At 70.8% G+C, this 12,803-nt stretch carries 9 protein-coding genes; 5 read left to right on the forward strand and 4 right to left on the reverse strand.

What is annotated here, in order from left to right; translation table 11 throughout:
* Window positions 1-194: 194 nt before the first annotated feature.
* Together C8054_RS26635 and C8054_RS26640 are read right to left on the reverse strand one after the other, a co-directional pair.
* A complete protein-coding gene (locus C8054_RS26635) occupies window positions 195-833 on the reverse strand; it encodes a response regulator transcription factor (protein ID WP_306766831.1) in 639 nt (212 codons plus the stop codon).
* Window positions 834-838: 5 nt separating this feature from the next.
* Window positions 839-1,858, reverse strand: a complete 1,020-nt coding sequence (locus C8054_RS26640) for a sensor histidine kinase (protein ID WP_158273896.1) — start codon at window positions 1,856-1,858, stop codon at window positions 839-841.
* Between the two features lie 227 nt (window positions 1,859-2,085).
* Between C8054_RS26640 and C8054_RS26645 the strand changes: the two genes are divergently transcribed.
* Complete coding sequence (locus tag C8054_RS26645; protein ID WP_107161519.1) at window positions 2,086-2,679, forward strand: CDP-alcohol phosphatidyltransferase family protein; 594 nt, start codon at window positions 2,086-2,088, stop codon at window positions 2,677-2,679.
* A complete protein-coding gene (locus C8054_RS26650; protein WP_107161521.1) occupies window positions 2,676-3,146 on the forward strand; it encodes a VTT domain-containing protein in 471 nt (156 codons plus the stop codon). The genes C8054_RS26645 and C8054_RS26650 overlap by 4 nt, the downstream gene beginning before the upstream one ends.
* Before the next feature lie 312 nt (window positions 3,147-3,458).
* Here the strand turns inward: C8054_RS26650 and C8054_RS26655 are convergent, their stop codons facing one another.
* The gene (locus C8054_RS26655; protein WP_107161523.1) at window positions 3,459-3,896 is read right to left on the reverse strand and encodes a cytidine deaminase; all 438 of its coding nucleotides are present in this window, start codon (window positions 3,894-3,896) and stop codon (window positions 3,459-3,461) included.
* Window positions 3,897-4,206: 310 nt separating this feature from the next.
* Window positions 4,207-7,197 carry an NACHT domain-containing protein gene (locus tag C8054_RS26660; protein WP_158273897.1) on the reverse strand — a complete coding sequence of 997 codons (2,991 nt, stop codon included), beginning with the start codon at window positions 7,195-7,197 and terminating at the stop codon, window positions 4,207-4,209.
* Window positions 7,198-7,439: 242 nt separating this feature from the next.
* Here C8054_RS26660 and C8054_RS31835 point away from each other — a divergent pair, with 242 nt between their 5' ends.
* From C8054_RS31835 to C8054_RS26670, 3 genes are all read left to right on the forward strand, one after another.
* Window positions 7,440-7,745 carry a hypothetical protein gene (locus tag C8054_RS31835; protein ID WP_146179984.1) on the forward strand — a complete coding sequence of 102 codons (306 nt, stop codon included), beginning with the start codon at window positions 7,440-7,442 and terminating at the stop codon, window positions 7,743-7,745.
* A gap of 107 nt (window positions 7,746-7,852) precedes the next feature.
* The gene (locus C8054_RS26665; protein WP_146179985.1) at window positions 7,853-12,304 is read left to right on the forward strand and encodes a hypothetical protein; all 4,452 of its coding nucleotides are present in this window, start codon (window positions 7,853-7,855) and stop codon (window positions 12,302-12,304) included.
* A gap of 269 nt (window positions 12,305-12,573) precedes the next feature.
* A partial coding sequence (locus C8054_RS26670; protein ID WP_233220190.1) for a carbohydrate-binding protein occupies window positions 12,574-12,803 on the forward strand: 230 nt, incomplete at its 3' end.

Below are 12,803 nucleotides of genomic sequence, written 5' to 3' on the forward strand. Positions count from 1 at the left end.
GTGTCGGGTGCCGCGGCGCCTGTCGCCTTCACTGACACGACCACGTGTCGAGGAAGGAAGCTTCGCCAACGGCAACGCGGCGCGGACTGCATCACGCCCGGACGTCAACTCGGCGGGTAGAAGCGGAGAGGCGTGGCCAGCCCGCGACGAACGGCTGGGGTCATTGTGGCGCCGAGCGAGACCGCTGCTGGTTCTCAGGGCAAGAGACCGGCCTGGATCGCCAGGATGGCGGCTCGTACGCGGTCGCGGCTGCCGGTTTTGGCCAGCACGTTGGTGACGTGGGTCTTGACGGTGCTCATGGAAAGGTGGAGGCGTTCGGCGATCTCGGTGTTGTTGAGTCCGGCGCCGATCAGGGCGAGCACGTCGGTCTCTCGGGCGGTCAGGTGGTAGGCCGCCAGTTCCAAGCGGGTGGCCGGCCCGGTCGTGCGCACCCGGTCGAGGACCGCGCCGGTGACCTCGGCGGAGAGGATCGCCTCCCCGGCCGCGACGGTGCGCACCGCGGCGATCAGGTCGCGGGCGCTGCCCCGCTTGAGCAGGAATCCGCGCGCGCCGGCGGCGATGGCGTCCAGGACATAGGCGTCGTCGTCGAAGGTGGTGACGACGATCACGGCCGGGGCGTGCGGGATCGTGGCCAGTTCGCGGGTGGCTTGCAGACCGTCGAGCACGGGCATGCGGATGTCGACCAGGGCGACGTCGATGCGGGGGTCGCGGCGTACGGCGTCGAGGAACTGCCGGCCGTCGGCGGCCTCGGCGGCGACCTGGATGTCGGGTTGGGAACGCAGGATCAGGCTGAAGCCGTCCCGGATGAGCTGCTGGTCGTCGGCGATCGCCACCCGGATCACGGTTTCGCCACCGGCAGGGTGGCCTGAACGATGGTGCCGCCACCCGGTCGTCGGCCCAGCTCCCAGCTCCCACCGCGAGCCCGTACGCGTTCCTCCATGCCGAGTAGGCCCGAGCCGCGCGTGGGCGCAGGGGGTGGCCCTATGCCGTCGTCGCTGACCCGCAGACGGGCGCGGTCGCCGATGCGGACCAGCTCGACGCAGGCGGTCGTGGCCTTCGCGTGGCGGGCGATATTGGTGAGGGCCTCCTGGGCGATGCGGTAGATGGTCAGCACGCCGATCTCGTCCAGTCCTGGCTCAGGGTCCAGACGGACCCGCACCGTCACGCCCTGCTGACGCAGCGGCTGCGCGAGCAGCTCGTCGACGTCGGACAGGCGCGGCGGCGCGCTCACCGCGATCGCCGCGTCCGGATCGCGCAGGTGCACGACGAGCGTGTCGAGCTCGCTCAGTGCGGTACGACCGCTGTCCGCGATCGCCCGCAGCGCCGCCCCCGGGTCGGCACCGAACTGGCCCGCCTCGGCTTGCACCACCATCGCGGTGACGTGGTGGCCGACCACGTCATGCAACTCGCGGGCCAGGTTCGTCCGCTGCTCGAGCCAGGCTGCCTGGCCGCGCAGCTCGCCTGCCTCCCGGGTCAGGGCGTAGCCGCGAGACCACGACCGGAACAGAATCGCCAGGAGGTACCCGACCGTCACGAAGCCGATCGGCTGCTCGTACAGCCCACGCTGGTCAAGCAGCGCGACAGCGAGGGCGCCGAAGGCGCCGGCCAGGCCCCCCGCCCACCCCAACCACGGACGCCGGGCCGGGTCTTCACAGGTCGAGACGAACACGAGGCCGGCGGCCGCGAGGCCCAACTGCACCGACTCCCCGGTGCTCACCACCGTCACGAACGCGGCGCAGACCGCGAACGCCAGGGCCCGGTACCGGGGCCGCAGCGCCATGGCCACAAGGCCGATGGGCAGCACCAGCTGCGCCCAACCCGCCGGCACGGCCAGGCCCCCCTCGACGGTGGTGACCACGACGGCGATGATCAAGCCCGCCGCGCCGTAAGCGAGCCGGCGTACTCGCCCGGGGTCGCGCCACCCTTCCCGATTCCTGGTCCTCACCTGCATAGTTTCGACGATCCGGCCCGAATCCGACCAGGTACCCCGGTACCAGACCGGCCGGCACCCCGGTGCCGCTCCCGCGACCAGATCGGCACTGCGGCACGTTCCGTCCGCAACGCTCACCGTACGAGGCTGCGGAGGTGACTCTTGTTGAGCCCCGCACCGCTGTCACTGTCGGCCCTCTCCGTACGGTTCCCAACCACATCACGGCCATCCGCACGGTCATTTCTGTCACTGTCGGTGTCGCCGCCGTCGTCGCCGGCTCCGCCGTCCTGCTGTCGGTGGCGTACGGCATCTACTGGTTCGGCGACGTGCTCGACGGCTGGGCCGCACGCAGGCTCGGACAGGAGACCCGGGCGGGGGCCGTCCTCGACATCGTGAGCGACCGCGCCTGCACCGCCGTGCTCGGCGCGGGCTTGGTCTCACTCCTGCCCGATGTCGCGGTCGTGGCCGTGGTGTTCCTGCTCTCGTTCCTGGTGCTGGACACCATGCTGTCGCTGGCGTTCCTGTGCTGGCCCGTGCTCAGCCCCAACTACTTCTACCTGATCGACCGGCGGGTATGGGCGGTGAACTGGTCGCCCGTGGCGAAGGTCGCCAACACCGCCGGGGTTGTCGGCGCCGTCGCGTTCGGGCAGTACCGACTCGCGCTGGCCGTCGCCGTCGCCCTCGTCGCGGTCAAGCTGTGGTCGGCCGGGGTGATGGTCCGGCTGCTCGACCGCGACGACCGGTCATGAGCGTCCTCGTCGAGGCGGTGCTGGCGCTCGGGTACGGTCTCGCCTCGGCCCTCGTCCCGATCGTCAACGCTGAGGCCTACGCCGTCGTCGCCGGAAGCCGTGGCAGCCACGCCCTGGTCGCCGTCCTCGCACTGGCGCTCGGGCAGACCGCCGGCAAGCTGCTCCTGTTCGAAGCCGCGCGTCGCGGAACGGGACGGCTCGCCCAGAAATTCGCACACCGGAGCCGATCAGGTCGCGCGGCGGCCGGGAGCGCCCGTTGGGCCGGGCGGATCCAGCGCTGGCTCTCCCGCCGGCGCACCGCCCTACCGACGGTGCTCGCCTCCGCCGCGGTCGGGGTCCCACCGCTGGCCGTCGTCAGTCTTGCCGCCGGCACCGCGGGCCTCCGGCACCGCGAGTTCGCCGCCGCATGCCTGGCCGGGCGAGTGATCCGCTTCGCCCTCCTCGTCCTACCAGCGGCGTTGACCTAACCTCGGTCGTCGTCGAGCACCGCGACGGGCTGTCGCCGAGGTGCCGGGCTGCGGAGACCTGTTGAGCGTCCGGGAGAGGTGTGGATCGCGACAGCGCAGGCGAGCCCTGCGAGTACGGCCGCCAGCACGAACCCACGGGCGAAGCCCGACATCACAGCATCATCGACCACTGCCGTAGACGGAAGACCCAGAGCTGTGGCATCAGCGACCTGGTCCTCGGTGACCCTGGCCGCCACCGACGCCAGCACCGCGACTCCGACCGTGCCGCCCACTGCCTGGAACGTGCGGATCTGCCGGTCAGCGTGCTTGTCATCAGCTGGTCCAGCCAGCGTCGATCTCGTCGGGGAAGGCAGTCATCCAGTAGTCGGGTAGAACGTCCCTGAGAGGCTTCCACACGACGACGGTCGGGTCGCGGGGCTCAGCCACGGCCACGAGGACCTTTGGGCCGTGGACAGCCAGTCGTTCCCGGCATACCCCGCAGGGGCTCAGCACGACGGTGCGGCCGCTCGGCTCTCGATGGATGCAGACGGACGCGACGACGCGCTGGTTCAGGCGGTAGGCGCCGCAGTAGGGCTCGATCTCGTGGCAGACTTCGACAGAAGGATTGACGGCGGCTGGCGCGGTGCCGGTGAGAATGGTCCCGTCTCCGAGCAGCATCGCGGCGGCACCGTGGTCCCCGCCGTCGGGAAAGCGCGAGTCGATCAAGGCCTTGCACGCGGCCACGGTCGCAGCCAGGGCGGTCTCATCCACGCGGCTACAGTAGCCGTGCGCGGGCTTGCCGCGATCCGGGCTCGTCGTGACGCGTCGCCCTCACGGCGTAGACCGCCTGGGGCCTGCCCCGCTTCGAGGCCGTGGATGGAACGCCATGGGTGTGCCGGGGCGCCCACCTCGGGTGAAGCGGGCGGGAGGGCTTCACACGTGTCGCGACCAGAAGCCCTGCGCGAGGCGGGCCTCTACCCATCTGCTGAGGCTCCTGGTGGCTCAGCGACGGTATTCCCGGATCGAGGGCGTCGCTGGCGTCCGGCGCGGCCATCTGAGTGGCGGCGCGCTCGGTTGAGGCTCAGGTGGTGGTGTCGGATCCGACTTGAGGTAGCTCGTGCGGTCGGTGGGGGGCGCGGTCCGGCGGAAGCAGGTGACATATCAGCTCGTAGGCGCGGGGCACGTCTCGCAGGCCCGTCAGGTGGGCGATCACTGTTCCCTCGGCGGTTGCCTCCACGGTGTGCCAGCCGACCCGCTCACGCTTCGTGCGCCGGCTGGTGGTGCCGCCTTGAGCGACGTCGACGGTGGTGACGTCCAGTTGGCCGTATCCGAGCACTCTGCCGGGCAGGGACTGCTCGTATCGCAGGTCGGTGATGTGCCGCAACGGCACCTCGACACGTCGTGACATCGTCACCACTCGTATGCGGCGGTCCGTGACGGTCACCTGCTCGCTGGAGGCGATGGAGAACGGCACGGCGGCGATAATGATCAGTCCGATCGCAAGGCACAGCAGGCTCGGGAACAGGAGGAGACACGAGGCGATACCCGCGGCGAGGACCGTCACGGCGGGCAACACCGCTACGGGATGCATCGTCAGTTGCACACGCACGCGCTCGCCGGGCAGTAACGTGCCCTGCTCGGCCAGCTGCCGCCACGGACCCAACCGCCATGTGTGGGCTGCCCTCCAATCGGTGCTCCCATCGTCGTCCGGATCGGTCACATGCTCGGCGGCGGGCGCACGGGCAGCGAGTTTCGTGGCCAGGGTGGGATCGCGCCAGCGTTGACGGGACCACGGCAGCCGCTGCAGGACCATCGCGTCACGTCCCGGCGCATTGCGGTGCCGCTCGATCCAGGTGACGAGCTGTTCCAAGCGCTGTTGCACACGTCCGTTGACGTCGGCGTCGGCGAGGTGGTTCTGCAGTCGAAGATGGCGGAACTGGTAGGCAGCGCCGATCTGGCGTAACACGCCGCGTCGGTGGGCGTCGATCAGAAACGGCATGATCCGCCATGGCAGGCGGCGCCGAAGCGCGTAGGACAATCGCGTGGCCGCGAAGCGACTGGACGCCGGACCGAAGTCACCGGTCAGCGCGGTCACGGCGGCGCGAGCCACCGCGTAGGCGAGGTAGCCGACGAGCGTGGCGGGGCCGGCGAACAGCCAGATGAGCAGTGCGAAGGTGCCGCGTCGGCCGAGCATGGAGATCAGCCCGGCACGTCTGTCCAGACGCACCAGCTGCGCCGGCCCGACGGCGCGGGAAACATCGACCGGCTGCACCAGCCAGCCCGGTGCGTCGGCCATGACCACGCCAAGCACCGCTGCTGCCAGCAGGAAGCCGTTGATCTTCGGCAACGCCAGATGCGGGTACCAGGTTCGCACGACGCCCAAGGTGGTCAGCCCGGTCAGCGAGACGCCGACCCAGAGCCGCACGAGCGTCCACCGCCAGGTGCCGGGGCGCCGCCCAAGGGCCGATGGCAGCGGCGGCACTTCGACGGAGCGCCCCAGGGCGACGAGACCGGTGCCCACGATCGCCCAGGCCACCACCCACGAGGCGAAGGCCCGCGGGTCGGTCATCACGTCGACGGCGATCTCCGGTGGCAGGTCGAGGCTTTGTAGGGCGTCTGTCGCTTCCATGACCGACGGCGGGAGGTGGACACCGATCGGGCCTGACGAGGCCAGTCGACCCCACTCGGCGAAGAGGTTTCGTCCCGGGTCGGGCGCGTCAAGTGCGATGGCGAGGGCGACGGCACCCCAGAGCAGCGCCGCGCCGACGGCGCAGCGCACCGCCACGACAAGCGACGCCCAGAACCGGCTGGGGTCGCTCATCCGCCACCAGGCGAGGTCTCGGCTGTCCGCGCGGGCCAGGTCGGCGGCCAGAGCGGCCAGCCACCGCCGTGCCTGCTTCGGGCGGCAGCGGAACGGCGTCGGAGCGGGCTGGTCACCGTAGACCGCGGGTATCAGGGCTTCCAGCAGGTGCTGTTCCATGGTGTGCGCATCGGAGAAGGAAAGAAGCTCCGCCGGATCGTTGGATTGGTGCTCGTACACGGTGCGGGCCAACCACAGCATCAGCGGGTTCGTCAGCACCTGCGCCGCCGCGCCGGTCGGCGCGGCGGTGACGTTGTCGAAGACGGCCTGCCAGCGGCCCGTTCGCGCGCCCGCGGTGGCGGCGAGGAGGTAGTCGCGCACCTCGTCGGTGGACAGCGGACGCAGGTGCACCGCTGTGGCGAGTGCTATCGGGCGTCCCACCTGATGCTCGGCGTCTCGGTATTCGTCCGGGCGGCTGGTCATCACCAGCGGCCGGTCCGAGCCGTAGGCGTTGATCTGCTCGATCACCCACGCGCGCTCTGGCGCGGGCAGCTCATCCAATCCGTCCAGGACGGGTAGGATTCTCGCGGCGTCGACCAGCGCTTGAGCAAGGGTGACCGGTATGTGGTCGCCGGCGCGCACCGGCGCGGCGAGCGCGGGGCTGAGGTTCACCAGTTCGTCTGCCAGCCACCGGCTCAGGGTGGCTCCGGTGTGCCAGTTGCCCAGCGGCACGAGAACGGGCAGGGGATCGCCGGCCGATCGTGCGGCCAGGAGGTCGCGGACCAGGCGGGCTACCAGCACGCTCTTTCCCGACCCGGCCGTGCCGAGGATGACCAGCCGTGGTGTGGCCAAGGCCGTGAAGAACGCCCCTACGTCGGTGAACACGCCGGCGCCGGCGCCTGGCGCGTCGCTCGGTTCACCCGTGTCGCTGCCGGGGCTGTTGACGGTCGCCCATCGCACGGGCAGCGGCCATGGGTCGTTGATCCGCCGTAGCCGCTCCTCGTTGGCCCAGATGCGGGTGAGGGCTACGGCAAGGTCCTCGGCAGCCTGCTCGAGATCCGCGTTGGACAGGGGCTTCGCGTCGCGGGTCCACCCCAGTAGCCGGCGCAGGACCGCCGTAAGGGTGCCGGCGGCCAGGAGCACGAATCCGGCGATGCTGGCGGCCTTGTCACCCCAGTCGAGGTCGTGTTCCCGCACTGACCAGCCGGCTCGTGCGAGCAGGGCCACCGCTACGCCGACCACGACGACCGCGAACAGTCGGCGTACCCGCACGCTGCGCACACCTCATCATCGCTGACGGGTCGAGCATGCTCAACGCAGGTCCCTCGATGACGTATGTCGACACCCCTGTTGGGCGCCGGACGGTCTGACCGTTTCCGACCCGTGCTCGGGCAGCCGCCGTCGCCGATTCCGGCCGGCGAGCGAGTGGATGAGCTGGTGTGACTGCCGCGACCGATGGCAGGATGGGAGCGGCAGTCAGCGAATCTGGGTCGCCGTCGCACGGGTGGGGACAGATGAACCAAAGACTCATTGCCGCCATTTCGGTGGTGTTGGGAATCGTCGCCAGTGTCCTGACCAATCTGGTCACCGCAGGTCCCACGCCGCCGCTCGTCGTGGGGCTCGTCGCGGTCGCCTTGCTCTGGGTGGGGCTGACCGCGCTTCAGCGCCCCGGATCACCGCCGGTCGTGGCCCCGACCTCCGAGACGCACGGGGACCACAGCCCCATCGTCAACGCGGACAACAACAGCGGACACATCACCTTCCACGCGCCGCCGAGATCTGAAAGGCCGTCCGGCGCCAACGGCGATCCGACTTCATGAGGAGATGGCGGCCGTTCCCGCAGCGGCGCGGTCCGTCGGAAACACACGGGGACCACAGCCCCATCATCAACGCGGACAACAACAGCGGCAACATCACCATCACGGTCATGACCGCCGCCGGGGCCCATCCGCTCCGGGACGCTCCCCAGGCGTACGGGGCGTACGTCGATTCGCTGACCCGGGCCTACTATCCGAACAATCCGCTGGTAGCGGATTTCCGTCGGTTCACGGCGGAACAGGATCGTGGATACTTCGCGGTGGAGGCCGAGCCCGGCATGGGGAAGTCGGCCTTCGCGGCGTGGGTCGAGGCGCGACCGGAGACGGACGCCGCGCACTTCGTGCAGAACGGCGCCGGGGCGGGACTGACGGCGACAGTCGTGCGCAGCCTGGGCGCTCAACTCATCACCGCGTGGACGTTGGACGATCTCGCCCCCGGTGGTTGGCTCTCCGACTCCAGCGGAGAGGCCGGCTGGCTGGCCGACGTCATCGAGCAGGCGGCGCGACGGCGGAACGAGCAGGGGCCGGCACGGCCCATCGTCGTGGTCGTCGACGCGCTGGACGCCGCCCACGAGTACCCCGCCACCGAGTTGCCGTTCGGACTGCCGCAGTGGCTTCCGGAGGGCGTGTACGTCGTCGTGACCGCGCGGACCGGGCGCTTGAGGAACCTTCCGTGGGACCAGACACGTCGGGTGGCGTTGGTGCCGGAATCGCCGGGGAACGGTGCGGCTCTGGAGGGTTTCCTCCGTGACCGTGCGCGGAACGACCCCCGTGTCGCCCGGGCGCTCGACGGACACGGCGTCACCGAGGAGGCCTTCGCCCGACGGATCCTGGAGCGCAGTCGAGGGTCGTGGGTCTACACCCACTACGTGATCGAGTCCATCGGTCAGGATCCGCGGAGGATCCGGGATCTTCCCGGGTTACCGGAAGGCTTGGAGGCCTACTACCAGCACCGCGTCCTGTCGCTCTGCCTCGGCGGGGACAGGCGGTACGACGAGCGACGCGTCCGACTGCTCGCGGCGCTCGGCGTGGCCGGCGAGCCGGTGGACGCCGACACTCTCTGTTCGCTCGCCGGGCTGGACGAGCCGTCACTCGTGGACGCGCTCATGCGCGACGGGCTGCGGCCCTTCTGCACGGTCGTCGGCCCCGGTGAGGAGGTGGACGAGCCGGTCCGCTTCACGCCCCACCACCCGAGTCTCCGGGAGTACCTGTCGGGCGCGTCCGACGGGACCCTCCGGCAGGCGGCCCGGGCCGCTCACGCCCGTGTCTGCGACCGCTACCTGGCGGCGTGGGGTGGCCTGGAGTCCGGGCTCGGGACCCTGGTGGCCCAGCCGGAGCTGGCCGGCGCGGACGGTGGGTATCCCGTCCGGCATCTGGCGTCGCACCTGTTGGCGACCGGCCGGGAAGCGGATCTGCACCGCCTGCTCGCGCTGAGCCGGGGTCGGGAGAATCTGTGGTACGCGGTGCACGCGCAGGCCGGTGGTGTCGGCAGTTATCTGCGTGACGTCGAGTTGGCGGAGGCGGCGACCGGGCGGCTCACGCTCCGGATGCGTTACCGCCTCATCCGGGCGAGCGTGACCTCGGCGGTGACGGCCGTCCCGCCCGGGCTGGTGCGGGAGATGGTCACTCGGGGGCACTGGACCGTCGAGCAGGGCTTCCAGCGTGTCGCGATCATGAGCAATCCGGATCATCAGGCGGTGGGGGTTCGACTTCTCGTACCGGACCTGCCGGAGCGGATGCATCCGGACGTGCTCAGCCTCGCCGCCTCGTACGGCGGCCAGGAACGCTCCGCCGTGCTGGAGGCGATCCTGCCGCTCCTGGCCGACGACCTGGTTCCGGTCGTGGTCGACCTGGCCCTCGACACCGACAACGGTCGACTGCTGCCCGGGCCACTGGCCACCGCGGCCGCCCGGCTGCCGCACGACGCGCTGACGGACCTGCTTCACCATCATCTGTTGCAGGACCGGTACGGCAACCGGAAGTTCGTCCGGGCTGTCGTCGCCCTGTTTCTGAACCCGGACCGGGAGGCCGGGGCGCGCAAGGCGTTACGGATCCTCGGCTCGGGGAAGTACGAGCCGGGCCGGGATCAGCTGTTCGCCCTGCTCCAGCACCTGCCCGTCACCGAGGCGGTCTTCGACGACGTGCTGACCCTGATCGGGAACCGGCCCGACGGACGGGGCGACCGGCCTTCCGCGCCTGGTCCCCGGCCCACCGGCGGCATCGAGCGACTGCGGTGGGTGCTGGAGAAGGGCGTGGACATGGAGGTCGCCGCCCGCATGCTCCAGGTGGCCGCGCACCTCGACCGGGGCAGGTCGGAAGTGCCCGCCCTGCTGGAGCTGGCGCTGCGGTTCAGGTTGGACTTCCGCTCACCGAATCTGCTGTACGCGCTCTGCGGACAACTGTCCACCACCGAGGTGCGAGGCTGGCTGGGCGAGTTGTTCCCGTCCGACGGAGAGCCGGGTCGCCTGCTGGATGTCTCGGTCCGACACCTTCTGCTCGGCGCGATGCTCGACCGGCTGCCGCCGGAGGAGGCGCGCGACTACGCCGAGCAGGAGATGGCGGCGATCCCGAAGATCGAACGGCTGCCGGTCCGGATCGACCACCCACTCGCCTTGGACGCCCGACCACACCTGGTCAGGTATCTCTCCCCGGAGACGCGTCGCCGGTACGTCGCGGAAGCCATTGGGGCATGGGACGACGACCCCAGGTACGCGCAGACGCTCGCGATCATCGCGCCGCAGCTGAGCGAGGAGGAGCTCGGGGCGGCGCTGCGCGCGGTGAACACGGAGGACGCCGTCGAGTCGGGCGCCCGGGTGACGGCACTCGACGCGCTCGCCCCGTACCTTCCCGAGGACATGCTGCGACAAGTCGTCGTCGACAGCACGTCGAGCCCGGTACGGCTGGACGATCTGTCCGCCGTGGCCGAGATCGGACGGGGCCTGCCCCCCGAGGCACGTAGCCGGACCGGGAGGCGCGTCCTGAACTTCCTCCGCGGGATCCCGGAGTCGCGGACCCTGGCCGACGCGGTGGCGAGGCTCGCCCCCGTACTGCCCTCGGGGGTCGCCGTGGACGCGCTGGCGCTGCTGGAGGCCGGGGCACGCTCCGTGCCCCTCCGGGCGCGAAAACAGTCGGTGTGGCGGCCGTTGACCATGGCCTCGACGGACCCTGGCATGAGTACGGCGGTGATCAGCGCCGAGCGGGTGTACGGTCTCGGGGGCGTCGCGCGGGCCGTGGAGGCGCTCAGCGGGGCGTTACCGGATCAGGCTCTGCCACGGGCGTGGGCCGCCGCGGTGGGCGATGACCCGGAGAGCGCCGCGCAGATGGCGCTCTGGGCGCCCGGTCTGGTGTCGCGACTCCGTTCCACCGGCCAGGACGAGCTCCTCGACGGTGTCCTCACGTACGCCGCCGAGCACATGCCACTGATCGACGAGGACGAGGTGCCGCCGCTGCTCCGGTTCGCGGAACCGGTGCCGGTGGAAGAGGTACGCCGCGCGTGTGACCTCCTGCTCGCCCGCCGCGACGGTCCGCTGCGCGCGCAGGCCCTCGCGGGTCTGAGCCGTCACCTGCCCGATGCCGAGCGGAGTTCCCTGACCGGAGCGGTACTGACGATGCTGGCGACCGCCCGGTGGCAGGGTGGGACCAGCAACCGGTCCCATTCGGCGGACGCCCGTACGCTCGGGTACCTGTACCGGGCGGGAGCCACCGAAGCGGCAACCACGGCGCTGCGTGCGTTACTGGCTGTCAGCGGTGAGTGGGACGCGGTCGTCCTCGAGGCGTTCGGTGCTCCGCTGCCGGCGTCCGTCGTCGAGGAGGCCCTGGCGATGACGCTCGCGGACGAGCCCGAGCGGCGCAACTACCAGGTGCTCGTCGTCCTGGCTCCCAGCCTCGACGGGGATCAGCTCCGGCGAGCGCTCCGGGCGGTGATGGAGGACGAGCCGGACGACGGCTTCCGCCTCGGGGTTCTCACCGCGTTCGCCAGGCGGCTGGCGCCGGACGCCGCAGACGTCCTGTCACCCGAGATGTTCGCGCACGCCCTCCGGATGACGGAGATGGAGCTCGCGAGTGAGCGGGGCGTCTTTCCGTTCCTGGCCCGGATGCGTCGGGACGACGCCGTTCGGTTCCGGACCCTGACGGAGCGGCTGATCAGCTGTCATACGCCGAATGCCTCGACCTCCTGGGTGCCGGACGCCGGCTTCGCCTCCGCCGTCGGCGTGCTGGATCGGGACGAACTCGTCGAGTTGTACGCGCGGGTCACCCGGGCCCGTGGCCCTGCCTCGCGTGCCAGGGCCCAGGCCACGATCCTGCGGCGACTCGGAGACGAATGGCCGGGGACGACCGTCCCGGGCGGCGGCGACCTGCCCCGCACCTGGCCGACCGGGGTGGACCGGAGGGCCCTGTGCGGGTTGCTCGCCGCGTCGGCCTGGTGGCTACGGCGTCAGGGTGGGAGTGACGCCGTCGACGAACTGGTCGGCGCGTTGCTCGACGTGGTCACCTGGTGGCCCGTGACCGGCCAGCTCCGGGCGCCGTCGCCTCCCGGGCTGACGCTGTCGGTCACGGACTGATCAGTGTCTACCCGCTGACCGCACCGAGTAGGAGCAGGAGCGGGACGACCAGCCGTCGGCGAGCTGACATCGCGGACGGCCATGGACAGCCGCGAAGATCTCCGCCGGGCGTCAGGCCGGAGCGTACGGAAGAGCCGCCGTGGTACGGCGAGTGGGGTTGCTCCTCGTTCCTCGGTAAAAAATTCACGGTGGTCAAACTCTGGACCTTTACTGTTAACACTCCTAATAATTAGCTCCTCGGTTCCGTCCCCTCCGGAAGGCCCACCCCCATGCGCCGCCCCGCCGTCCTCGCCCTGGCCGCCGTCCTGGCCGCCGGCGCGACCACCGTCTATCTGGCGTCGTCCGCCTCCGCGGCCGCCGCGTGCTACCCCACCTGGTCGTCGTCCGCCGTGTACGTCGGCGGCGGTCAGGCGTCCTACCAGGGCGTCAACTACCAGGCCAAGTGGTGGACCCAGAACGAGAACCCGGCCACGCACAGCGGCCAGTGGGACGTCTGGGC

This window comes from Micromonospora sp. RP3T (assembly GCF_003027925.1).
Taxonomy (GTDB): domain Bacteria; phylum Actinomycetota; class Actinomycetes; order Mycobacteriales; family Micromonosporaceae; genus Micromonospora.

Coding starts and splice junctions, on each gene's coding strand:
- C8054_RS26665 (WP_146179985.1), top strand. CDS start 7,853: ATGACCGCCGCCGGGGCCCATCCGCTCCGGGACGCTCCCCAGGCGTAC.
- C8054_RS26650 (WP_107161521.1), top strand. CDS start 2,676: ATGAGCGTCCTCGTCGAGGCGGTGCTGGCGCTCGGGTACGGTCTCGCC.
- C8054_RS31835 (WP_146179984.1), top strand. CDS start 7,440: ATGAACCAAAGACTCATTGCCGCCATTTCGGTGGTGTTGGGAATCGTC.